This window comes from Catellatospora tritici (assembly GCF_019083965.1).
GTDB classification, from domain to species: Bacteria; Actinomycetota; Actinomycetes; order Mycobacteriales; family Micromonosporaceae; genus Catellatospora; species Catellatospora tritici.
The window spans coordinates 18,798-42,916 of sequence record NZ_JAHRCY010000004.1 but is presented as its reverse complement, the minus strand read 5'-3'; the positions used below and the strand labels follow the sequence as shown (position 1 = coordinate 42,916).

The 24,119-nt window shown below is 71.5% G+C and carries 18 protein-coding genes; 11 read left to right on the top strand and 7 right to left on the bottom strand.

The window, feature by feature from the left end; all coding sequences use genetic code 11:
- Nucleotides 1–71 precede the first annotated feature (71 nt).
- On the top strand, nt 72–1,100 hold the full coding sequence (locus KUA19_RS10095) for a saccharopine dehydrogenase family protein (RefSeq protein ID WP_217395922.1): 1,029 nt from the start codon (nt 72–74) through the stop codon (nt 1,098–1,100).
- Between the two features lie 31 nt (nt 1,101–1,131).
- Here the strand turns inward: KUA19_RS10095 and KUA19_RS10090 are convergent, their stop codons facing one another.
- Together KUA19_RS10090 and KUA19_RS10085 are read right to left on the bottom strand one after the other, a co-directional pair.
- Entirely contained in the window at nt 1,132–2,073 is a 942-nt protein-coding gene (locus KUA19_RS10090) for a universal stress protein (protein ID WP_217395921.1), read from the bottom strand.
- A gap of 12 nt (nt 2,074–2,085) precedes the next feature.
- The gene (locus KUA19_RS10085) at nt 2,086–3,066 is read right to left on the bottom strand and encodes an Acg family FMN-binding oxidoreductase (RefSeq protein ID WP_254549172.1); all 981 of its coding nucleotides are present in this window, start codon (nt 3,064–3,066) and stop codon (nt 2,086–2,088) included.
- A 132-nt stretch (nt 3,067–3,198) separates the two neighbouring features.
- Here KUA19_RS10085 and KUA19_RS10080 point away from each other — a divergent pair, with 132 nt between their 5' ends.
- Complete coding sequence (locus KUA19_RS10080) at nt 3,199–3,840, top strand: response regulator (RefSeq protein WP_217395920.1); 642 nt, start codon at nt 3,199–3,201, stop codon at nt 3,838–3,840.
- On the opposite strand, the gene KUA19_RS10075 is transcribed toward KUA19_RS10080, so the two are convergent.
- From KUA19_RS10075 to KUA19_RS10060, 4 genes are all read right to left on the bottom strand, one after another.
- The gene (locus KUA19_RS10075; RefSeq protein ID WP_217396319.1) at nt 3,837–5,414 is read right to left on the bottom strand and encodes a GAF domain-containing sensor histidine kinase; all 1,578 of its coding nucleotides are present in this window, start codon (nt 5,412–5,414) and stop codon (nt 3,837–3,839) included. The genes KUA19_RS10080 and KUA19_RS10075 overlap by 4 nt on opposite strands.
- 188 nt (nt 5,415–5,602) lie before the next feature.
- Nucleotides 5,603–6,037: a CBS domain-containing protein gene (locus KUA19_RS10070; RefSeq protein ID WP_217395919.1), complete on the bottom strand. Its 435-nt coding sequence runs from the start codon at nt 6,035–6,037 to the stop codon at nt 5,603–5,605.
- 29 nt (nt 6,038–6,066) lie between these two features.
- Nucleotides 6,067–6,966 (bottom strand): universal stress protein, encoded by a 900-nt coding sequence (locus KUA19_RS10065; protein WP_217395918.1) that lies wholly within the window; start codon nt 6,964–6,966, stop codon nt 6,067–6,069.
- A 25-nt stretch (nt 6,967–6,991) separates the two neighbouring features.
- A complete protein-coding gene (locus KUA19_RS10060) occupies nt 6,992–9,538 on the bottom strand; it encodes a cation-translocating P-type ATPase (protein WP_217395917.1) in 2,547 nt (848 codons plus the stop codon).
- A gap of 219 nt (nt 9,539–9,757) precedes the next feature.
- On the opposite strand from KUA19_RS10060, the gene KUA19_RS10055 reads away from it, so the two are divergent.
- The 8 genes from KUA19_RS10055 (at nt 9,758) to KUA19_RS10020 (ending at nt 19,755) form a co-directional block, all read left to right on the top strand.
- Nucleotides 9,758–12,124, top strand: a complete 2,367-nt coding sequence (locus KUA19_RS10055) for a phosphoketolase family protein (RefSeq protein ID WP_217395916.1) — start codon at nt 9,758–9,760, stop codon at nt 12,122–12,124.
- Nucleotides 12,125–12,403: 279 nt separating this feature from the next.
- On the top strand, nt 12,404–13,393 hold the full coding sequence (locus tag KUA19_RS10050; protein ID WP_217395915.1) for an Acg family FMN-binding oxidoreductase: 990 nt from the start codon (nt 12,404–12,406) through the stop codon (nt 13,391–13,393).
- 194 nt (nt 13,394–13,587) lie between these two features.
- Complete coding sequence (locus KUA19_RS10045) at nt 13,588–14,592, top strand: Acg family FMN-binding oxidoreductase (RefSeq protein WP_217395914.1); 1,005 nt, start codon at nt 13,588–13,590, stop codon at nt 14,590–14,592.
- Between the two features lie 38 nt (nt 14,593–14,630).
- On the top strand, nt 14,631–15,272 hold the full coding sequence (locus KUA19_RS10040) for a response regulator (protein WP_217395913.1): 642 nt from the start codon (nt 14,631–14,633) through the stop codon (nt 15,270–15,272).
- 404 nt (nt 15,273–15,676) lie between these two features.
- Nucleotides 15,677–16,687, top strand: coding sequence for a zinc-dependent alcohol dehydrogenase (locus KUA19_RS10035; RefSeq protein WP_217395912.1), 1,011 nt, complete (start codon nt 15,677–15,679; stop codon nt 16,685–16,687).
- Nucleotides 16,688–16,853: 166 nt separating this feature from the next.
- Complete coding sequence (locus tag KUA19_RS10030; RefSeq protein ID WP_217395911.1) at nt 16,854–17,825, top strand: Acg family FMN-binding oxidoreductase; 972 nt, start codon at nt 16,854–16,856, stop codon at nt 17,823–17,825.
- A 223-nt stretch (nt 17,826–18,048) separates the two neighbouring features.
- Nucleotides 18,049–18,693: a hypothetical protein gene (locus KUA19_RS10025; protein WP_217395910.1), complete on the top strand. Its 645-nt coding sequence runs from the start codon at nt 18,049–18,051 to the stop codon at nt 18,691–18,693.
- A 723-nt stretch (nt 18,694–19,416) separates the two neighbouring features.
- Nucleotides 19,417–19,755, top strand: coding sequence for a helix-turn-helix domain-containing protein (locus KUA19_RS10020; RefSeq protein WP_217395909.1), 339 nt, complete (start codon nt 19,417–19,419; stop codon nt 19,753–19,755).
- 75 nt (nt 19,756–19,830) lie between these two features.
- Here KUA19_RS10020 and KUA19_RS10015 read toward each other — a convergent pair whose 3' ends face one another.
- On the bottom strand, nt 19,831–21,954 hold the full coding sequence (locus KUA19_RS10015) for a cellulase family glycosylhydrolase (protein ID WP_254549170.1): 2,124 nt from the start codon (nt 21,952–21,954) through the stop codon (nt 19,831–19,833).
- 540 nt (nt 21,955–22,494) lie between these two features.
- On the opposite strand from KUA19_RS10015, the gene KUA19_RS10010 reads away from it, so the two are divergent.
- Nucleotides 22,495–24,051: a glycoside hydrolase family 43 protein gene (locus KUA19_RS10010; protein ID WP_217395908.1), complete on the top strand. Its 1,557-nt coding sequence runs from the start codon at nt 22,495–22,497 to the stop codon at nt 24,049–24,051.
- Nucleotides 24,052–24,119: the final 68 nt, after the last annotated feature.

Genomic DNA, 24,119 nt, shown 5'->3' with positions numbered 1-24,119 from the left:
GACACTCACCGGCCGTGCTCCCCGCCCACCAGAATGTCCGTAGTAGATCTTCCGAGCGCCGAGGAGCGGTCATGAATGCAGGTCAGACGGTCGCGGTGTACGGGGCGTACGGGCACACCGGCCGGTTCGTGGTGGCGCAGCTGCGCGAGCGCGGGTTCGTCCCGGTCCTGTCCGGACGGGATGCCGGGAAGCTGCGCGCTCTGGCGGCCGAGACCGGGTACGAGGCCCGGCCCGCGTCGATCGACGATCCGGACGCGCTCGACCGCGTGTTGGCCGGTGCGGCCGCGGTGGTCAACTGCGCCGGACCGTTCGCCACCACGGCCGCGCCGGTGATCGAGGCGGCCCTGCGCGCCGGGATCCCGTACGTAGACGTGGCGGCCGAGATCGAGGCCAACGCTGACACGTTCGCGCACTTCGCCGACCGGGCGCGCGCCGCCGGGGCGGTGATCGTCCCGGCCATGGCCTTCTTCGGCGGTCTCGGTGACCTCATGGCCACCGTGGCCATGGGCGACTGGACGGCGGCCGACGAGGCACACGTCGCGTACGGGCTGAGCAGCTGGCAGCCCACCGACGGGACGCGCGTCTCGGGCACGGTCTCCCGGCAGCGGCGCGACGGCGCGCGCGTGGTGTACCGAGACGGACGGCTGGACTACCGCCGCGACGCCGCGGCGACCCTCGACTGGCACTTCCCCACGCCGCTGGGCACCCGGGCGGTCATCGGCGAGTTCACCATGGCCGACGTCGTCACCATCCCCAGCCACCTGCCCATCCCCGAGGTACGCACCTACATGACGGTCGAGGCGGCCGGCGACGTCGTCGCGCCGGACACCCCGGCACCCACCGCGGTCGACGAGCACCGGCGGTCCGACCAGACCTTCCTCGTCGACGTCGTGGTCCGCTCCGGCGGCGCGCAACGGCGCGTCGTGGCACGAGGCCAGGACATCTACGCCGTCACCGCGCCGCTGGTGGTCGAGGCGGTCCACCGGATCCTCACGGGACAGACCAGCAAGGTCGGCGTGCTCTCCGCCGGCGAGGTCTTCGACGCGCCCGGCTTCCTGCACGCGCTGTCCCCGCACATCACCGTGGACTCCCGTGCCTAGGTGCTGCTGGTTCGGTGCGGCCCGCCCGGGTTCAGTGCTCGGTCGGGTGGATGACCGCGACCGGGCTGTGGGCGTGGTGGACCAGCGAGCCGCTGACGGAGCCGAGCAGCAGTCCGGCGAACCCGCCCCGGCCGCGGCAGCCGACGACGGTCAACGCCGCTGCGCGGGAGGCCTCGACGAGGCTGTACTCGCTGTTGAGGCTGCGGATGGCGCGGGTCTCCAGCTTCAGCCGCGGGTGAACGGTGCTCAGCGCGGAGGTCGCGTCGGCCAGCAGCCGCTGAGCGCGGTCCTCGGCGGCGCGTTCGGCTTCGGCCTGCCCGGCGCTCTCGTCGGCACCGAGCTCCAGCCAGGGCTGGGGCCAGTACACGTGGGCGACGACCAGAGTCGTGTCGCGGCTGACGGCTTCGTCGGCGGCGAAGGTCAGGGCGGCCTGCGCGGCGATGGAGCCGTCGATCCCGACCACGACCGGTCCGCGCGGCGGGTCGGCGCGCTTCGGCGCGTCCGGGCCGGGCGCGGTGGTGCCGTCGGGCACCGGCGGGCGCACGACGATGACCGGGCAGTGGGCGTGCGCGGCGACCTGTGCCGACACGGAGCCGAGCAGCAGTTCGGCGAACCCGCCGACGCCGCGACAGCCGACGACCGTCACCGCCGCGGTGCGGGACTGCTCGATCAGGACCGGGGCGGGGCCGCCGGTGATCTGCCGGGCGTGGATCTCGCCGAGTTCGGGGTGCTGCTTGCGTAGGGTCTCGACAGTGTCGGTGAGGCCGCGGTCGATCGCGGCGCGGGTGTCGGCGTCGTCGTAGTAGGGTTCGGCCAGCCCGACGGTGCCGTACCCGAACAGGGGGCTGAGGTAGCCGTACACCAGGTGCAGCGGCGCCTGGCGGTGCACGGCGAGGTCGGCGGCGTAGGACGCGGCGGCGAGGCTTGACGGTGAGCCGTCGACGCCGACGAGGATGGGCCGGTGGGCGGTCATGTCGATCTCCGGTCAGGGTGCGGGATTGATGGACTCTTCGTATGGCCGCCGCGTGCTCGGCGCCGGTGGACTCGGCTGGGCGTAGCCGACGCGGACGCAGACCTGCGGCTCGCCGAGGCCGGGCAGCAGGCTGCGCAGCTCGTCGCGGGTGCCGGGCACCTCGGTGACGTCGCTGATGGGTGCGGTGCCCAGGCCTTGGCTGGTCGCGGTGAGCAGCACTGCGGACAGGGCCTGCCCGGCGTGCAGCCAGGCGGCCGGGGTGTCGTCGTCGGTGAACACGAGCAGGTAGCGGGCTCCGGCGTCGGTGTCGCGGCCGGGGTGCATGGTCTGGCCACCGAATGGTGCGTAGTCGCGGATCGGGACCCGCCGCGGCACGGCCCGCACGGTGGTGTCGCTGGACACGCCCTCGCCGCTCCATGGCGGCCGGTGCGTCCAGTCGGCGAGTTCTGCCCGGTAGTCGGAGTCGGACAGCTGCAGCGCCCCGGCACGGACCGCCGCGAGGGCGAGGACCGCGACCTGTCCGTCGCCGACGAGGTGGACGTGGGCGTGCTCCAGTTCACCGGCGACGATCAGCGCCCGGCAGGTGGCATCAGCCACCGGCTGCGGGGTGAACGGCCGCCGGTCGGTGTGCCGCCGCGTGATCGCCGCGCATCCCTGCAGGTCTGCCAGGGTTGGTTCGTGTGGCTCAGCAACGCGGACCTCGGCAAGCAGGTCCGGGTTGGCGGGGTCGGGCAGTTCGCGGACGTCGGCCTGGTGACCGGCGGCGGCCAGTGCGGTGCGGGCGTGGTGCAGTGCCGCGCCGCAGCTGACGGTCAGGAGCCTGCCTTGCGGGTCGGCGGTGGGCAGTTGGCGCTGCCGGTCGGCGTACAGCCGCAGCACGTCCGGGCCAACCTGCCAGCGCCACGGCTGGGTGTTGAAGATCGACGGCGCGGCGAGCGCGGTGCGGGCCGCGTCATACAGCGCCTGGACGCCGATCGTCTCGTCTGCTGTCATGACCTCACTGTCCGCCCGGGTCAGCGGGTTGGGTCAGTGCCGGCGGGCCTGGCCGGGCCGGGGCGGGGGTCCTGTCCTCGGACGGGTCTTTGGTCCCTTCCCCACCGCGCCCGGTGGGCGGAGAATCCCGGTGTGATCCGTGTCTTTCTGCTCGACGACCACGAGGTGGTCCGCCGCGGCCTGTGTGACCTGCTCCAGGCCGACGGCGACATCGAAGTCGTCGGCGAGTCGGGTTCGGCCGCCGAGGCCACGCGGCGTATCCCGGCGCTGCGTCCGGATGTCGCCGTGCTGGACGGGCGGCTGCCCGACGGCAGCGGCATCGACGTGTGCCGTGACGTCCGTTCGGTCGACCCGCAGATCAAAGGCCTGATCCTGACCTCGTACGAGGACGACGAGGCACTGTTCGCCGCGATCATGGCCGGTGCGGCGGGCTATGTCCTCAAGCAGATCAAGGGCACCGACCTCGTCGACGCCGTACGCCGGGTCGCGGCCGGGCAGTCACTGCTCGACCCAGCCATCACCCAGCGGGTCCTCGAGCGGATCCGCAATCCTCAGCACGAACCTGATCAGCTCAAGTCGCTGACGGAGCAGGAGCGGAAGATCCTGGCCCATGTCGCCGACGGGTTGACCAACCGGCAGATCGCGGCGCAGATGTTCCTGGCCGAGAAGACGGTCAAGAACTACGTGTCGAGCCTGCTGGCCAAGCTGGGGCTGGAGCGGCGTACCCAGGCCGCCGTGTTCGCGGTGAAGCTGACCGGGCAGCCGCCCCATTAGACGGTGGGCACGCTCCAGCGCAGCACCGTGCCGGTGGGGTCGCCTGCTTCCAGCGTGAGCCGGCCGTCGTGCAGGGCCGCGCGCTCGGCGAGGTTGAGCAGTCCACCGCGCGGGGTGGCGCCACCGGTGCCGTTGTCGGTGACGGTGACGGTGAGCCCACCGCCGTCGACCGCGATCGCGACCTGGACCCGGCCGGCGTGCGCGTGGCGTACCACGTTGGACAGTGCCTCGCGGACCACGGCGAGCAGGTCGGCGCGCAGCTCGTCGGGCACCGCGCTGTCCAGGGGCCCGTCCAGGACTAGGTCGGGCCGGAACCCCAGCGATTCGGCCGCGCCGTCGGCGAGGGTGCGCAGCTCGGCGCGCAGCGACTGCCCGGCCGGGCTGCGCAACTCGAAGATCGCGCCCCGGATGTCACGGATCGTGCTGTCCAGCGCGTCGACCGCAGAACCGATCTTGTTCGCCAGTTCAGGACGGGTGGCCGCCATCGACGCGGCGGTCTGCAGCTGCAGGCCGGTGGCGAACAGCCGCTGGATGACCACGTCGTGCAGGTCGCGGGCGATCCGCTCGCGGTCGGACAGCACCAGCAGCTGCTCGCGGTCCTCCCGGGCCTGGGCGCGCAGCAGCGCCAGGCCTGCCTGTCCGGCGAACGCGGTCAGCAGCAGTTCGTCGTCGGCGCGCGTCGGACCGGCGTAGGCGACCAGTAGGACGCCCTGACCGGCGGCAAACGGTGCGGCGATGCCACGGATGTCGGGCACGGCGACCGGCCAGGGCGCGGCCTTGCCGAGCTGCTCGAGGGATACGACCTGCTGGTTGGCCAGCACCGGTGCGAAGCCGGTCTGCGCCACCGGCAGGATCGCGCCGGTCAGGCCGGGCACGGGTTCGGCCGCGTCGACGACTGCCACGGTCAGGGTGGCGTCATCCTGGTCGTGGAGCAGAACGGCGACGAGTTCGGCTTCGGCGACCTCGCGGGCGCGCCGGGCCACCAGTTCCAAAGCTTCGGCGGTCGAGGTGTCCTCGCCGAGCGAGTTGATGATCTCCGCGGTGGCCGCCAGCCACCGCTGCCGTCGCTGCGCCACGGCGTACAGGCGGGCGTTCTCGATGGCGGCGCCGGCGGCCGCCGCCAGCGCGATGGTGATCTCCTGGTCGTCGTCGGTGAACTCGGCCACGTTGCGTTTGTCGGCCAGGTACAGGTTGCCGAACACCTGGTCGCGGATGCGGATCGGCACGCCGAGGAAGCTGTGCATCGGCGGGTGGTTGGCCGGGAAGCCGACCGAGCGCGGGTGGGTGGAGATGTCGGGCACCCGGACCGGCTCGGGATGGCTGATCAGCAGGCCGAGCACGCCGTGACCGGTCGGCAGGTCGCCGATGGCGGCGTGCTGCTCCGGGGAGATGCCGTGGGTGATGAACTCGACCAGGCGGTCGTCGGGGCCGAGGACCCCGAGCGCGCCGTATTGGGCGTCGGCCAGGTGGCAGGCGGCGACCACGATCCGTTCGAGGGTGGAGCGCAGGTCCAGGTCGGTGCCGATGCCGACGACCGCGTCCAGCAGGCTGCGCAGCCGCTCGCGGCTGGCCATCACCTCGGACACCCGGTCCAGCAGCTCCTGTAGCAACTCGTCGAGTTGCACGCGGGAGAGGGGCGAGAGGCCGAGCGATGCCCACTGTTGTTCCACGGCCACGATGGTATGCCCCGGTCAGGGTGCGGCCGTGCCAGGTTCGTGGTGCGGCCGGGCGCAGGCCTCTGGCACACTTCTCCCACCGGATATCAGCGGGTGAGCAGGGTGACGAGGTCGCTGCCGGTGATTATGCCGATGGCGCAGCCGCGGCGGTCCACCACCGCCACCGCGTCGACGTGGGTGCCGCACATGAGCCGGGCCGCGTCGACCACGGCGGCGTCCGCGCCGACGGTGGCCGGGGTGGTGTCCAGCACGCTTGATACGCGGCGTTGGGACAGGCAGCCTGGTTCGGCGGCCCACGCGGCGACGATCGTGCGGTCGCCGAGCACCCCGGCGCAGCGACCGGTGTCGTCGACGACGACCAGGTGGCGCAGTCCGGTCCCGGCCATCGTGGCCAGGGCCTGTTCCAGCGTCGCCGATGCGTTCACCTGCGTCGGCGGTCGGCTCATCACCTCGCGGACCGCGCGTTGCGGCAGTGTCCCGGGTGCGGCGGGCCGCTGGGGCGGATCGGGTGTCTCGGTCATGGTGCTCCCCCGTGTTCAGGCGCCGTCGGTCAGGACGTGCGGTCGGGTCGTGGGTCCGGGACGACCAGGACGGGGCAGGCGGCATGGTGCAGGGCCTGCTGGCTGACCGACCCCAGCAGCAGCCCGGCGAAGCCACCGCGCCCACGCGTACCGACGACCACCAACTGCGCCAGCTCGCTGAGCTGCACCAGGGTGCGTCCCGGACCGCCGTATACCAACTGCTCACGCACCTCGACCTTGCGATGGCCGTCCAGCAGCGGGGCCATGGTCTCGGTGAGGATCCGACCTTCGGCCTGCTCGACCGGTCCGAGGTCGGACGGCACGGGCGTGGTGTAGGGCGTGGCCATGGCCGGGTGGGTCCAGGAGCGCACGGCGAGCAGTTCGGCGTGGCGCTGCTCGGCGGCGGCGAAGGCGGCCTCCACCGCGGCCGTTCCGGCGGGCGAGTCGTCGATGCCCACCACGACCGGGCCGTCGGTGTGTTCCTCACCTCGGGAGACGAGGACCGGGGTGGTGCTGTGCGCGGTCGCCTGTACGGCGACCGAACCCAGCAGCAGTCCGGTGAAGCCGCCGAGTCCACGGTCGCCGAGCACCAGCAGGTCGGCGTCGCGTGCCGCGGCGAGCAGCACTGCGGCGGGTGCTCCGGTGACCAGTTCGGCCACGGTGGTGACGTCGGGCTCCGTCGCGGCGGCGGTCGTGGCGGCCTCGGCGAGCAGCCGTTCGGCGTCGTGGCGCAGACCGCCTTCGGGTACGGCGTCGGAGGGGCCGACGTCGACGTTCAGCAGCGGCCAGATGAACGCGTGGACGATCCGCAGGCGCCGGCCGCGGCGGGCTGCCTCCCGTGCGGCGAGCCGGACGGCGCTGAGAGCGGCGGCCGATCCGTCGACACCCACCACCACGTCGGGTGCTGTGTGCGAGGTGCGGCTGTCCATGGCTGACTCCTGTCCGTTGTACGAATTATCGACCGATACCGGCGCACCGGTGGACGGTCTGCCAGATGGCGGCGAGGGTTCCGGGCAGCAGGGCGGCCGCGGCGCACACGGCGAGTTGGGTGGGGTCGAGTGCAGCGGTGCCCAGCAGCGTGCGCAGTGCCGGGACGGCGACCGCGGCGAGTTGGGCCAGCGCGGACAGGGCGACGGCGGCGAGCAGGCCGGGGTTGGCCCACCGGGTGCCGCGCGGTCGGGTGGCCCGCGAGGCCAGGGCGATGCCGAGCTGGGCCAGGCCGAGCACGACGAAGACCATGCTCTGCCACGGCCAGCCCGCGGCGGCCGCGTAGCGGCCGGTGCCGACAGTGACCGTGGTCAGCAGCGCCCCGAGGGCGAGGACGTCGCGCAGCAGGCCGCCGCCGAGGATCTGCTCGTCCGGTGGGCGAGGCGGGCGGCGCAGCACGTCGGGTTCGGCGGGTTCGGCGCCCAGGGCGAGGCCGGGCAGGCCGTGGGTGAGCAGGTTGATCCACAGGATCTGACCGGGCAGCAGTGGCACCCCGAGGCCGAACAGGGGGCCGACGAGCATGACGGCCAGTTCGGCGGTGCCGCCGGCCAAGCCGTAGCGCAGGAAGCGGCGGATGTTGTCGTACACGCGGCGGCCCTCGGCCACGGCGTGGCTGACGGTACCGAGGTTGTCGTCGATGAGGACGAGGTCGGCGGCCTGCCGGGCGACTTCGGTGCCGCCGCCCATCGCCACGCCAATGTCGGCGCGGCTGAGCGCGGGGGCGTCGTTGACGCCGTCGCCCGTCATCGCCACGACGTGGCCGTGGTGCTGGAGTTCGGCGATGATGTCGAGCTTCTGCTCGGGCTGGGTGCGCGCGAACACCCGGACCTGGTGGGCCTGTTCGGGCCGGTCGCCGGTGGCGATCGGGTCGCCGGGCCGCCAGATGCCGACCTGGGCGGCGATGTGCGCGGCGGTGCCGGGGTGGTCACCGGTGATCAACATGAGCCGGATGCCCGCCTGGGCGAACTCGGCGGCTGTCGCCGCGGCGGAGGGCCGCAGGGGATCCTCGATGCCGATCACGCCGAGGGGCCGCAGCCCGGTGGGTGCGATGGGATTGGTCGGCTCGGCGGTCGTGGCCGCCGCGATCACCAGGACACGAAGGCCGGCAGCGGCCAGGTCGGCGGCAGCCTGCCGGGTGGCGGCCACCACCGGGTCGGCCGGGTCGATCACAGGCGCGGCCAGGACGCTCTCCGGGGCGCCTTTGCAGATGGTCAGGAAGGCGCCGCCGTCGCGGTGGACTGTGGTCATCTGCCGAGTGGCCTGGTCGAACGGGTGCTCGGCCCAGCGGGGCGCGCTCGCGCGGGTCGACGCGGGGTCCAGGCCGCACCGGGCCGCGAAGGTGACCAGCGCGGCTTCGAGCGGGTCCCCGACGGCGGTCCAGGCGGGCCGGTCGACTGTCGGGGCGAGAACGACGGCGTCGGAGCACAGCAGCCCGGCGCGGGCCAGATCGAGCAGGGGTCGCGGTAGTGGCCGGTCGATGCCGTCGACGCGCCCGGCGGGGTCGTAGCCGGCCCCGGTGACCGACACCGCGACGTCGGCCGCGACGGCCCGACGCACGGTCATCCGGCCTTCGGTCATGGTGCCGGTCTTGTCGGACGCGACGACGGTCACCGAACCCATCGTCTCGACCGCGTGCAGGTTGCGCGGGATCGCCCGGCGGCGGGCCATCCGGCGGGCGCCGAGTGCCAGCGACAGGGTCACCACGGCGGGCAGCGACTCCGGGACCGCCGCGACGACCAGGCTCACCGCGGTCAACGCCATGAACAGCAACGGCCGACCCGACGCCAGCCCGACCGCGAACACGACCAGGCACAACCCGACCGCGGTCGCGCCCAGGACGCGGCTGAGGCGGGTCAGACGCCGCTGCAGCGGCGTCGGTCCGGCGTGGGTGTTGGCGACGAGTTCGGCGATGCGGCCCAGGGCGCTGCGGGCGCCGGTGCGCAGCACCGTGCCCACCGCGCGGCCGGTGACCAGCACCGTCCCGGCGGACAGTTCGTCACCGGCGGCACGGGACACGGGCACGGACTCCCCCGTCAGGGCCGCCTCGTCGGCCTGGCACCGGTGCGCGTCGTACAGCAGCAGGTCGGCCGGGACGATGTCACCGGCCTCGACCCGCACCACGTCACCGCGCGCCAGGTCGGCGGCGGGCAGCACCAGCTCCGCCCCGTCGCGGGTGACTCGCGCGGTGGGCGCGGTGAGGGTGTCCAGCGCCGCCACGGCGTCGTCGGCACGGACCTGCTGCGCGACGCCGATGGCGGTGTTGAGGACGACGACCACGACGATGATCGCCGTGTCGGCCCAGTCGCCGAGCAGGCCGGTGACCGCACCGGCGACCAGCAGCAGCGATACGAGCGGATCGGCCAGCTGCGCCAGGATCCGCCGCAGCAGGCGCGGCGGATGCGGGCGGGCGACGGCGTTGGGGCCGTCCTGCGCCAACCGTGCCGCGGCCTCGCCCATGGTGAGGCCGCGCAGCCGCCGCCCGGCGTCCGTGGCGAGGGTCTCGGTGAGGGTCATGTGCTCAGACTCCCGCCATTGCCGAGCAGCGGCCCAGAGCAGATCGCCCCGCCGCGGCGGGCCCCTGGGGCATGGCGACCGGGTCGAAAGTCCCGAGCTCACGGCCGGTCGCGACGGCGCGCCCAGCGTACGGCCCAGGCCCGCCTCACGACGGGCCGAAGGTCCCGGACCACGCGGGCTGCCGGACCCTACGCCCCACCGGCCACAGTGGCCACGCTGATGAACATGCATATCGCGCAGGGCGCCCCGCTGGGCGCGCAGGAACTCGCCCGCCTCGACGCGCACTGGCGCGCCGCCAACTACCTGTCCGTCGGTCAGATCTACCTCATGGCCAATCCGCTGCTCACCGAGCCGCTACTGCCCGAACATGTCAAGCCGCGGCTGCTCGGCCACTGGGGCACCACCCCCGGCCTGAACCTGCTCTACACGCATCTCAACCGGATCATCGCCGCCCGCGGCCAGGAGACGATCTTCATCACCGGCCCCGGCCACGGCGGCCCCGGCCTGGTCGCCAACACCTGGCTGGAAGGCACCTACAGCGAGGTGTACCCGCACATCGGCCTCGACGAGCGCGGCATGGGCCGGCTGTTCAAGCAGTTCTCGTTCCCCGGTGGGGTCCCCAGCCACGTCGCGCCGGAGACCCCCGGGTCCATCCACGAGGGCGGCGAGCTCGGCTACAGCCTGTCCCACGCCTACGGCGCCGCACTCGACAACCCTGATCTGCTCGTGGCGTGCGTGATCGGTGACGGCGAGGCAGAGACCGGCCCGCTCGCGGCCTCCTGGCACTCCAACAAGTTCCTCGACCCGGTCGGCGACGGGGCGGTACTGCCGATCCTGCACCTCAACGGCTACAAGATCGCCAACCCGACGGTGCTGGCCCGGCTGTCCGACGAGGAGCTGACCGCGCTGCTGACCGGGTACGGGCACAAGCCCTACCTGGTCGCGGGCGACGACCCGGCGATCGTGCACCAACTGCTGGCCGCGACCCTGGACACCGTCTGCGACGAGATCGCCGCGATCCAGGCCGCCGCCCGCGCCGGTGAGCTCGTCGACCGGCCCCGCTGGCCGATGATCGTGCTGCGTACCCCGAAGGGCTGGACCGGACCGAAAGAGGTCGACGGGCTGCCGGTCGAGGGCACCTGGCGGGCACACCAGGTGCCGCTGTCGGCCGCCCGCGACGACACCGACCACCTGGCCATGCTCGCCGACTGGATGCGCTCCTACCGGCCTGACGAGCTGTTCGACGCCACCGGCGCACCACGTGCGGAGGTCGTCGGCTGGCTGCCCGCCGGGCCGCTGCGCATGGGCGCCAGCCCGCACACCAACGGCGGGCTGCTGGTCCGAGACCTGGAACTGCCCGACTTCCGGGCGTACGCGGTCAAGCCCGGCCCGCTCGCCGAACCGACCCGGGTGCTGGGCTCCTGGGTGCGCGACGTGATGGGCGCCAACGCCGCATACCGCAACTTCCGCATCGTCGGGCCTGACGAGACCGAGTCCAACCGGCTCGGTGCGGTGCTCGACGTCACCGGCAAGGCCTGGCATGCCCGTACCGTCGGCACCGACCTGCACCTGGATCCGCACGGCCGGGTCATGGAGATCCTGTCCGAGCACACCTGCCAGGGCTGGCTGGAGGGCTACCTGCTGACCGGCCGGCACGGGCTGTTCTCCTGCTACGAGGCGTTCGTCCACATCGTCGACTCGATGGTCAACCAGCACGCCAAGTGGCTGAAGGTAACCCGGGAACTGGACTGGCGCAGGCCGATCCCGTCGCTGAACTACCTGCTCACCTCGCACGTGTGGCGCCAGGACCACAACGGCTTCTCACACCAGGACCCCGGGTTCATCGACCACGTCGTCAACAAGAAGGCCGACGTCATCCGGGTGTACCTGCCGCCGGACGCCAACACGCTGCTGTCGGTGGCCGACCACTGCCTGCGCAGCCGCGACTACATCAACGTCGTCGTGGCGGGCAAGCAGCCCGCGCCGACGTTCCTCGACATCGACGAGGCCGTCGCGCACTGCACCCGGGGGCTGGGCATCTGGGAGTGGGCCGCCGACGATGGCGGCGACCCGGACGTCGTGCTGGCCGCCGCGGGCGATGTGCCCACCGTGGAGGTCCTGGCCGCGGCCGACCTGTTGCGCGAGCACCTGCCCGAGCTGCGGGTCCGGGTCGTCAACGTCGTCGACCTGATGCGCCTGCAGCCGCGGACCGAGCACCCGCACGGACTGCCCGACGCCGAGTACGACGCCATCTTCACCACCGACCGGCCGGTCGTGTTCGCCTACCACGGCTACCCGTGGCTGATCCACCGCCTCACCTACCGCCGCCACGGCCACGAGAACCTGCACGTGCGCGGCTACAAGGAGGAAGGCACCACCACGACCCCGTTCGACATGCTGGTCCGCAACGACATGGACCGGTTCCACCTGGTCATCGACGTCATCGACCGGGTGCCGGGCCTGGCCCGCAAGGCCGCCGCGCTGCGCCAGGCGATGGTCGACAAGCGCACCGAGCACGCCGCCTACATCCGTCAGACCGGCCAGGATCTGCCCGAGATCCGCGACTGGACCCCGACGCGCCGCTGACCGGCCGTCATCGAGGAAATGGGGACATCGTATCCAGGGACGTCATGGGGCAGGTGCCGACCGGGGTCGACGACCTCGCCGGCACCGCCCCGGCCGTCGAGGCCGCACCGGCCACGGGACGCCGTACCGGTGCGGGGGATCGCCCGGGGGACACGCCTTCGCCGACCCGTCCGCGTCGAGACCAGCCGGTGGAGGCTTCCGGGTCGAGCGCAGGTCCTGCGGACACGGGACCAACGGCACTGACCCGCTGCACCTGGGGCACGGACAGTGGAGTGCATGATGACGCCAACAGCCCTGCAGGCGGCCCTGCCGACGGCGGTACGCGCCGCCGTGCGGGCGCCGTCGGTGCACAACACCCAGCCGTGGCGGTTCCGCCTCGACGCCGACACGATCAAGGTCTACGCCGACCCGGACCGCCTCCTGCCGATCGCCGACCCCTCCGGCCGCGCTCTGCGCGTGTCATGCGGCGCGGCGGTCTTCAACACCCGGATCGCCCTGGCGCACTCCGGCTGGGCGAGCGAGACGGTCCTGCGACCGGACCTCACCGACCCGTTGCTGCTGGCCCGGATCCGCGTGACCGCCCCGCATACCGCCACACCCGGCGACGAGGAGCTCTACCGCGCGATCGAGCGCAGGTCCAGCAACCGTGGCCCGTTCATGGACGCCGCCGTCCCGCTGGACGTGCGGGCCAGGCTCGTCGCAGCCGCCCGCGTCGAGGGGTGCTGGCTTGATCTGATCCTGGGACCGTTGGCCCAGCAGCTGGTCGCCGAACTCGTCGACACCGCCGACCGGCTGCTGCGGGCCACCCCCGGCTACGGCGCGGAACTCGCCTGCTGGGTCCGCGAGCAGGCAAGCTCCGACGGGGTGCCGCGCGACGCCGGCGGCTTCAGACCCGAGCCCCAGGACCTGCTCACCCGCCGCGACTTCGGCGGACCGCCCCGCCAACCGGGCCGCGACTACGAGAACGACCCGTTCCTGGCGGTGCTCGGCTCGTACGGCGACACGCCATACGACGACCTGCAAGCGGGCCAGGGTCTGCAGCGGGTCCTGCTCACCGCCACCTCCTGTGGCCTGGCCACGTCGCTGATGTCGCAGCCGGTCGACGTGCCCGCGATCCGCGAGCAGCTGCGCTTGGGTCTGCACCGCGGGGCACCGCCGCAGATCCTGCTCCGTGCCGGGTACGCCGTGGCCACCGGGACGACACCGCGCCGTCCTCTGGCGGAGGTGATCGCTCCCGTGCCGGTCGTCTCGCCGGGCGCGAGTCCTTAGTCCCGCCGGGAGGCCGACCGGTGCCGACGTCGTCGGGCGACACGCGGGCGAATGCCGCGTCGCCGAAGCCCCGCCGTCCGCGGGCGGCCGCGGTGGTCGGCAGGGTCGAAGGTCCCGGCCGGAAGGATCCTTCGCTCCTGGCCGCGGCAGCACGCACAGCGTGCACTGGACGAGACGACTTCTGGAGGCACACCATGACCACGCCCACCGGCGAGCAGGACCGGCCCGCAGCGGCGTCCTACGCCGAGGCCGCTGAGGCGGCGCGGCGCGCACCCTCGATCCACAACACCCAGCCCTGGCACTGGCGGATCCACCCGGACCGGCTCGACCTGTATGCCGACACCACGCGGGCGCTGCCCCACACCGACCCCGACGAGCGGATGATGCTGGTCAGCTGCGGGGCGGCACTGCACCACGCTCAGGTCGCCCTGCACGCCGAAGGCTACGACGCCGCCGTACATCCGCTGCCCGACCCGGCCCGCCCGCACCATCTGGCGACCGTCACCATCACGGGTGTCACTCCGGTGACCGCGGACGCCATCCGACTGGCGCAGGCGATACAGCTGCGCCACACCGACCGGCGGCCCACCGTCGATGTGCCGATCACCGTCGACCAACTCGAGGAGCTGCGTCGGATCGCCGGCGCTGTCGGCGTCCACCTGCACCGGCTCACCCCGGACCAGGTCACCGACCTCGTCGTCGCGGTCTCGCACGCCGAGGACGCCGCCGCGGCCGAACCGGCCGTCCTGGCCGAGACGCACCTGTGGACCGGACCGAGCCGCCCGCCAGGCACGGGTCTGCCACCGGAGGTCATCCCGGACCGGCGCCCCGAGACCGACGTCGGCGAGCGTGAGTTCGGCTCGCGCGGCACGCTCACGGTCGGCGGCGGCCACGACAAGGCCTCCACCTATGTCGTGCTGTTCGGCGCCGAGGACGACCGCGCCGCCTGGCTGCGGGCCGGGCAGGCCCTGTCGGCGGTGTGGCTGCACGCCACCGTGCAAGGCCTGGCTGTGCTGCCGTTCAGCCAGGTCATCGAGATCGACGGCACCCGGACCATGATGCGCCGCATCCTGTCCCACCTCGGCCACCCCTACCTCGTCCTGCGCCTGGGCGTGGCCGACCCCGAACACGCGCTGCGGGGGCACACCCCACGACTGCCGTTCGACGCCACCGCCACCATCGACCAGACCGGCCGGTGACCCGCGGGAAATCCGGCCCGTCGGAACAGGGATCCGCCATGATCCGAGTCTTTGTCCTCGACGACCACGAAGTGGTGCGCCGCGGCCTCATCGAACTGTTGCAGCAACCAGGCGACATCGAGGTCGTCGGCGAATCCGGGTCGGCCGCCGAGGCCACCCGACTCATCCCCGCGCTGCGCCCCGACGTCGCGGTCCTCGACGCCCGGCTGCCCGACGGCAACGGCATCGACGTGTGCCGCGACATCCGCTCCGTCGACCCCGGCATCCAGGGACTGATCCTGACGTCGTATGAGGACGACGAAGCGCTGTTCGCCGCGATCATGGCCGGTGCCGCCGGATACGTCCTCAAACAGATCCGTGGCATCGACTTGCTCGACGCCGTACGCAGCGTCGCCGCCGGGCAGTCACTGCTCGACCCGGCGGTGACCACGCAGGTCCTCGACCGCATCCGGCGCGGCGTGCACCAGCCGCCCGAATTGGCCCAGCTCACCGAGCAGGAACGGCGGATCCTCGGCCACATCGCCGACGGGCTGACCAACCACGAGATCGCCGAGAAGATGTTCCTGTCCGAAAAGACGATCAAGAACTATGTCACGAGCATCCTGGCCAAACTCGGCCTGGAACGCCGAACCCAGGCCGCTGTGCTCGCCGTGCGGCTGCTCGGCGGCACCCGGCCCTGAACTCTCCCGGCGCGCGATCGCCGGTGTGCCCACGTCGCTGCGGCGGGCCGACGCGGGCACAAAGACGGACCGGCAGGAGACCTTCGACCCTGCCCAGATCGCCGTGGCAAGGCCGAGTCTGGCGACGCACCATCCATCCCCGCGCCGCGACAGCGGCACCGAACAGAGGTGACACCATGGCCACCGTCGTCATCCAAGCTGGACGCGAAACTGCGAGTGGCCATGCGCGAGGAACTGATGCGAGGCCACCGCCACGGCCGCGTGACGGGCGCCCGCGCGTCGGCATTCGGCCCCTACCGGGACGAACGTCCTGTCGGACAGGTCCACCGCCTCATGACCGCTGCCCCGCCCGGGACGAGGCTCGGAGGTGAAGCCACCGAGAGATGATGAGGAAAGGAGCCGTCATGCGCGCCTGCGTGGTCACCGACTTCGCCGCCCCGCTGACCGTCGGCGAGGTGCCGATCCCCCAGCCCGGCCCCGGCCAGATCCTGGTCCGGGTTGAGGCCAGCGGGTTGTGCCACACCGACATCCACGCCGCCCGCGGCGACTGGCCGGTCAAGCCGGCGCTGCCGTTCATCCCCGGGCACGAGGGCGTCGGCATCGTCGAACGCCTCGGACGCGGTGTCACCGAGGTCGCCATCGGCGACCGCGTCGCGATGCCGTGGCTGGGCTACACCTGCGGCACCTGCGAGTACTGCGTCAGCGGACGGGAGACTCTGTGCGAGTCGCAGCGCAACACCGGCTACGGCTTCGACGGCGGCCACGCCGAGTTCGCCGTCGCGTACGCCCGCCACGTGGTGCGGGTCCCTGAAGGCGTCAGCCCGTTCGATGCCGCGCCGCTGACCTGTGCCGGCGTCACCACGTACAAGGCGATCAAGGTGGCCGGGGTCCGTCCCACCGAACGGGTGGCGATCTTCGGCATCGGCGGGCTGGGGCACCTCGCCCAGCAGTACGCCCAGCTCTTCGGCGGTGACGCCATCGCCGTCGACGTCACCGAGGAGAAACTGTCGCTGGCGCGAAAACTCGGCGCCGCCCACACCGTCAACGCCGCCCGCACCGACCCGGTGGCCGCGATCCAGGCTCTCGGTGGCGCCGACGTCGCCGTCGTGCTCGCCGCCAGCCCCACCGTGCTGGAGCAGGCCCACACGAGCCTTCGCCGCGGTGGCAGGCTCGTACTGGTGTCGCTGCCCAAGGACAACATCATGCGGCTGCCGGTCTTCGAGACCGTCCTCGGCGGCCTGACGATCATCGGCTCGATCGTCGGCACCCGCGCCGACCTGGCCGAGGTGTTCGCCCTGCACGCCGCCGGACGTACCACCGTCCAGTACGAGATCCGCGACCTCGAGGAAATCAACGACGCCATCGCGGAAGTCCTCGACTCCCAGGTGCCCGCCCGGATCGTGTTCCGCGTCTAGCCCCACCCGGACGGGCCGCCGCAGCGCGGCCCGTCCGGCCATCACCGCACCTGATCCCGCATCGGCTTCGACCAACGGGCCGGAAAGCACACTCAGCCGACCGGGCACCGTGGATGATCAGGACAGGCCACGAGCCGGCCACCGCGGGTTACCTCAGGAGACCGTCATGACCACCGCGCTGACCCTGACCGACACCGCGTTCCGCGACGTCGTCGCCGCCGCCGTCCGGGCCCCGTCCCTGCACAACAGCCAACCCTGGCGTTTCCGCAACCGCAACGGCACGATCGAGGTGTACGCCGACCCCACCCGGTCGCTGTTGGTCGCCGACCCAACCGGCTGGGCGCTGCGCATCGCCTGCGGGGCCGCGACCCTCAACGCCCGCCTGGCACTGGCAGCCATGGGCCTGGCCGCACACGTGCGGCTGCTGCCCGACCCGGACGACCCGCTACTGCTCGCGCGGCTCACCCCGACCGCGGCCTGGCAGACCACTCCGGCCGAGGAGGCGCTGTTCGCGGCGATCGAACGCCGCTTCAGCAATCGGGAACCGTTCCATCCCGCGCCGGTGCCCGTCCACGCCATCGTGCGAATCGAGAACGCCGCCCTGGCCGAAGGCGCCTGGGTCGAACTCCACAGCGGCCAGGCCTCCCTCGAGGTCATCTCCGAGATCGTCCGCGCGGCCGACAGCGCCTTGCGCAGCGACGGCTCCTACCAGGCTGAACTGCGCGCCTGGACCCGATCCGACCGTGATGACCGCGACGGGGTGCCCGCCCCGGCCGGCGGCCCTGTCCCGCAGGCGGACGACCTACTGCCACGGCGCGCCTACGGCAGCCGCGAGCCCTCGCCCGGCGGTGACTTCGATCCCGAACCGCTGGTCGTCGTGCTGGGCACGGCCGCCGACAGCCCTGCGCAGCAACTGCAGGCCGGTATCGCCCTGCAGCGGGTCCTACTCACCATCACCGACGCCGGCCTGGCCGCCTCGATGCTGTCGCAGCCGATCGAGAACCAGGCCGAACGGGACAGGCTACGGCTGGCGTTGGGCCGCTCCGACGTGCCGCAGATGGTGCTGCGCGTCGGCGTCGGCCGGCCAGGTTTTCCCACACCCCGCCGCGACCTGGCCGAGGTCATCGACGAGTCCTGACCGTGGGGCGGTCATCCGTGCGCTCCGGGCGCACGGTGATCGACCCGGCCGAGGGCGCCGCGACTGTTCGGGCCGCGCCCGACGGATGGCGCGCCGTACCGGCCAGACGGCATGCAGACCGGGAGCCTTTGGTCCCGTGACGACAGGTCCTCCAACTCTGCTGTGACAGCAGAGGCGCACGGGATTCTTGGTGCAGACCCCGATCCCCCCACAGGAGACCACCATGAAGCGCAGGACCCTCGACCTGATGTTCAGCCTCGGCGGCGTCGCCATCGCCATCCTGCTCACCGTCGCCGGCGTCGTCCTGACCGCCAACGCGAACTTCGCCACCAACTACGTGAGTTCGCAGCTGGCCGAGCAGAACATCACGTTCAAGACCCTCGACACCCTCACCCCCGAGGAGCGGACGCAGCCCGGCCTCGTCGAGTACGCCGGCCAGAAGCTGACCACCGGCAAGCAGGCCGAGGTGTACGCCCTGCAGTTCATCGGCCTGCACCTGAAGAACACCGCCGGCGGCCAGACCTACGCCGACCTGGGCGTGCCGCAGAGCCGACTCCGGGCCCAGGTCGCCGAGGCGACCAAGAACAACGACCCGAACCTGACCGCCCTGCAGCAGCAACTGACCGACGTCACCGCCCAGCGCGAGACCATGTTCAAGGGCGAGACCCTGCGCGGCCTGCTGCTCACCACTTACGGATTCAGCGAGTTCGGCGTCAAGGCCGGCCAGGCCGCGCTGGTCGCCTACCTCGCCGCGCTGGTGATGGCGCTGCTGTCGATCGCCGGCCTCGTGCACGCCTACCGCACGCCCCGCACCGAGGCCTTCGCCCCGGTCGAGGCGGGCCCGGCCCGCGAGAAGATCAACGCCTGACAGTCCAACCCCCTGTGGGGCGGCACGCCGGGAGGCGAGCCGCCCCACAAACCATCGATGCCGCGGAGCTGGCTGGCCGCGGGTTTGGCGAGCTGCCCTGACCGCCCGGCTGCGCCGCCGCCGGACTGTGACGTTCAGTACCGGCGCGGGCACATCCTGCGAGCTGCTCCGGCAACTGGAGCTGGACCAGGCGGAGAAGATGGTGTCACCCGCCCCAACCGAAAATCTCCAGTGGCGCTGATAGACATCCGCTCTCGCGATGTGTAGTGTTCCAGTTGTTGCGAACGAAGATCTATTGAGTGCGGCAGGCGAACTGGCGCATGAAGTAGGAAGCAAGACCGCCCGACAGGTTCGGGTCGCGAGGCCAGGTAGTTGAAAGGGGCTTCGGGGCCGCAGGTCGGGCGAGGGACCACATCGATTCCGGTCCCCGCAGTTTGGCAAGTAGCACGACCGCAGTACCAGTAGTTGATCAGTGACAGGTGAAGGCGAGAGGAGTAGTGCCATCGGATCCCCGCCCGGCATGCATGCCGGCGGGCCGCAGACCCCGAACGGAAGGTGGTCCCCGGTCGTATCCACGAGATGCTCGTACCCCGTGCTGGCTGGCGGGTGCGAGAAGACGGTAAGCCGGTGTACGTGACCGGCGATGGTATGTAACTCGTTTCTCCCCAAGGATCCCGGCGCTTAAGCGCCGGGATCCTTACCTGCGTTCTAGGAAAGGTGCCTATGACCTCAGCTGACAGGGTCCCGGCCGACAAGTTCGACGACGACGACTATCCCGCGTACACGATGGGTCGGGCCGCCGAGATGCTGGGCGTCACCCAGGCTTTCCTCCGCTCGCTCGAAGGCGGTCTGTTCGTCCCGGCTCGCTCCGACGGCGGCCACCGCCGCTACTCGCGCTACCAACTGCGCCTGGCGGCCCGGGTCCGTGAGATCGCCGACCAGGGCACACCCGTCGATGCCGCGTGCCGCATCATCATTCTCGAAGACCAGCTCCAGGAAGCGCTCGAACTCAACCGGCGCTACCAAGCCGAAGGCCGACCCACCCCGGGCGGCGCCGAATAGCGCCCCCGACCGCGAAGGTCTTGGAGCGGCGCGCTGGGATGCTACGGCGTCCCACTGGCCGCCGCAGCATCTCGCTCAGCTGTTGGTGCCGGTCACCGAGGTGCCCGCCTTGGTGATGCGGTAGGTGACCTGTGTGCCGCTCCAGAAGTGGAACGTCAGGGTGACCGTCCCATCGTTGACTTCGTCGAAGAACTCGGGCTTCAGCAGGATGGTGTTGGCCGTGTAGTCGGGCTGGAAGTGGGTCCAGAACTCTTTGTACGAGGTCCAGTTGGCCGGTCCGGCGTTGGTGCCGTCGGCATACCTGGCCTCCATGGTGGCGAGTTGGTCGCCGCGGAACTGGGTGGGGATGGCGAACGAGCTCGTCGTGCCGGTCGCTGCCGCCTGGGTCGGCGGGTCGTAGGTGATGATGTTGATCAGCCACGGTTCCCCTTGCGAGAACCTGGCCTCGATGGTCGCGTTGACGCCGTAGGCGCGGTTGCCGACCAGTCGCGTCACGGCCGCCGCGGTGAGCGTGAGCGTGTTGCCGGACACGGTGTAGTCGCTGCCGCTGACCAGGTCGGTAGTGCCTTGGCGCAGGCCCCGGAAAGCGGTGCCGTTGAGGTTGAGCGTGAGGGTCTTGCCGGTGATGGCGGCGTTGCGGGCGACGTAGACCTGGTCGGCGGAGGCGGTCGCCGATCGGGTGGTCCAACTGGTCTTCATCATCGCGAACACGCCCGGGTCGCGCCAGCGCAGCTCACCGCGGTTGAGGAACTGGCCCGCGTCCCAGAGCATGGTGGTGAGGTTCCTGATCCGGGCGTGGTAGCCGACGGCTTCGAGATATTTCAGGAACTCGCCCCGTTCGATGATGCCGGGCCGGGTGTGGTCCCAGCTGAGCAGGGCCCATTCGCCGATGATGACCGGGATGCCGCGGGCGACGAAGGCGGCGCGTACGCGGTCGAACGAGCCGACCAGGTCCTGCTCGACGGCGGCGTCGTAGCGGGTGCCGCCGGCGATGTTGACGCTGAACGGCCAGTATCCATAGAAGTGGACGGTGGCGGCGAGGTTGCGGTCGTTCAGCTGGTTGAACGTGGCCGTCAGGGCGTCGAGTCGGCCCTGGTCGGCGTTGGTGTAGAGGGTCGGCAGGACCAGCAGTCGGGTCGCGTTGTTGCCGCCCGACTGACGCACGGTCCGCACGAAATCCGTGTTGAGTTCCTGCAGTGCCTGGTAGTTCTGCTCGTCGCCGGAGGTGCCGGCGAACTGCGGTTCGTTGATGCTCTCGAACACCAGGCGGGGCGAGTGATCGCGGAACGTGGCGGACAGCTGGGCCCACAGGGCGTGATAGCGGGCCAGCACGTTGGTGCGGTCGCTGGGGTAGGTGTTGATCCACTGCCAGGAGTCGTGATGAAGATTGATCATCACATAGAAGCCCTCCGACAGCGACCAGTCGACGATCTGGCGTACGCGGCTCAGCCAGGCGGTGTCGATGGTGTAGGCCGGGCCGGGGCCGTGGTGGTTGCTCCAGGTCACCGGGATCCGGATGCTGTTGAAGCCCTGCTGCCGCACGTGGTGCAGCAGCGCCTGGGTGGTCAGCGGGTTGCCCCAGGCGGTCTCGTCGGGAATGGCATCCAGGGTGTTGCCGAGGTTCCAACCCGGTTGCATCGCCGCGACGGTCGCCATCGGGTCACCCGGCTGCCCGGACGGCGACGGCGATGGCGATGGCGATGGCGATGGCGAGCTGGATTGTGATGGGCGGGTGGACGCGCTGACCGACGCCGAGGGTGTGCCACCGATGCCGCCGGTGCACGTCACGCCGTTGAGGGCGAAGGAGGCGGGTGCCGCGTTGCTGCCCGACCAGGAACCGTTGAAACCGAAGGAGACGGTGCCGTTCGTGCCGATGGCCGGGTTGTAGCTCGCGTTCACGGCGGTGTGCCGGCCACCACCGGAAGCCGTGACGGTGGCGTTCCATGCCTGGGTGACCTGCTGGCCGGAGGTGAATGTCCAGGTGAGGTTCCAGCCGTTGACGGGGTCGCCGAGGTTGGTGACGTCTACGTTGGCGGTGAAGCCACCGGGCCACTGGGCGGACACGGCGTACCCCACCCGGCAGCCAGCCGCCGCCTGGGCGCTCACCGCCGCGGCCATTCCGGCCGTGAGCAGCGCGGCGACGCCGGTCGCCACGACAGCGGCGCGCCAGCGGACTCTTCGCATTCTGTGCAGACTCATCGTGATCATCCTTGCGAGGTCGAATTGTTCCGGTCGTCCAGCCGCGCGTCCCGTAGCGGCGTCGCGATACAGCCGATTCGGGGTTCACCGCTTGTGCCGAGCCGAGAATCGAGCAGGGACACCGCTTGCGCGTGTGGGTGCGACGTGCGGCGCGGCTCGACGGATCGGCCTGCGTATGCCGCGCGCCCGGCGCGGACGGTGTTTCGCGGACGCTGCCCTGGCCTCCGCGACGCTGCTTGGCTCCCGCAGCGTGATCTACTTTCGCCTTCACAACACGAAAGTTTCGCGCCGGACACTACTCCCTTAGCCATCCCTCGTCAATGGAATCAATCACCGTGCCCTCGCTGAACGGGCCCATGGTGGAGGACGCCATTCTGTCCCAGACCTGGCGACAGGGGATTGACCGAATCGCCTGCCCTAACTACGCTCCGGCCGAAAGTGTCGTTCGAAGTAGAGAAAATTTCCGCACAGCCTTCGATCTCGACCGGCCGCCGCATGACGCCACACCTGCCCAGCCGCCCCACCGACGGAAGTACCCAGATGAACTCAGCTCATTGGCACCCCGGCTCCCCGATCACCGGCTCCGGTCCGGACGGCTGGGCCGAGGGCGCGTTCGCCAATCCGGTGATACCCGGGTTCCATCCGGATCCCAGCGTCTGTCGGGTCGGCGACGACTACTACCTGGCCTGCTCCAGCTTCGAGTACTTCCCCGGGGTGCCGATCTTCCACAGCCGGGACCTGGCGCACTGGGCGCAGATCGGCAACGCCCTGGACCGGCCGAGCCAGCTCACCCTGCCCATCGAGACACCCTCGTCGGCCGGTGTGTACGCGCCCACGCTGCGCCACCACGACGGCCGCTTCTGGCTGATCACCACCAACGTCGCGCCCGGCGGCGGGAACATGCTCTTCACCGCCACCGACCCCGCGGGGCCCTGGTCCGATCCGGTCCGGCTGCCCGACGTCGGCGGCATCGACCCGGACCTCGCCTGGGACGAGCAGGGCCGCTGCTGGTGCACGGTCGCCGGAATCTCGCAGGTCCGCATCGACCCCGACACCGGGCAGACGATCGGCGAGCCGCGTGGGTTGTGGTCCGGGAAGGCCGGTGTGCAGGCGCCGGAGGCCCCGCACCTGTACCGGATCGGCGAGTTCTGGTACCTGATGATCGCCGAAGGCGGGACCGAACGCGGTCACGCCGTGTCCATCGCACGTGGACCGGCTCCGGACGGCCCGTTCGAGCCGCACCCGGACAACCCGATCCTCACCCACCGCGGCACCAACCATCCGATCCAGAACACCGGCCACGCCGACCTCGTCCAGGCACCCGACGGATCGTGGTGGATGGTGTTGCTGGGCGTCCGGCCACGTGGCGGCACACCGGGCTGGCACGTGCTGGGTCGGGAAACGTTCCTGACGCCGCTCACCTGGGCCGACGGTTGGCCCGTCGTCGCCCCGGTGGAGACGGTCATGGCCGCACCCGCTTGGCCGTCCTGCCCGGTGGCGGTGCCGGAGATCAGGGACGACTTCGACCATGACCGGCTGGCGCCACAGTGGGTCTCGGTTCGGTCCAGGCCCGACGAGCTGTGGTCGCTGACCGACCGTCCGGGCTGGCTCACCCTGCGGGCGCGCGGCGCCTGCCTCGACGACCCGGACGTGATGTTCGTGGGCCGTCGCCAGCAGCACCACTCCTGCCGGGTACGGACGTTGCTCGACCCCGCCGCCGGACGCGGCGGACTCGCGGTACGCCTCGACGAGGCGCACCACTACGAGCTCGAGGTAGGCGACAGCCAGGTGCGGGTCCTCGCGCGGACGTCCTCGCTCCGGTCGACCGTCGCCACCAAAGCCGTGCCGGACGGACCGGTCCGGCTGCGGATCGATGTGCTGGCCTCCTCCCCCGACCGCTGGGATCCGCGCAAGGAGCCCGACACGATCCGGTTCGGCATCGAGTCCGACGACGGCACGCTCGAGCTGCTGGCCGAACTCGACGGCCGCTACCTGTCGACCGAGGTCGCCGGCGGCTTCACCGGCCGGGTCATCGGCGTGTACGCCGCCGCCGGCACGGTCGGGTTCGACTGGTTCGACTACGAGCCGACCGAGTAGCACAGCGACGTTCGACTTCTGCCCCAGCGGCTATTCTTGCGCCTGGAACGCGGCTCGCTCGCATCCGC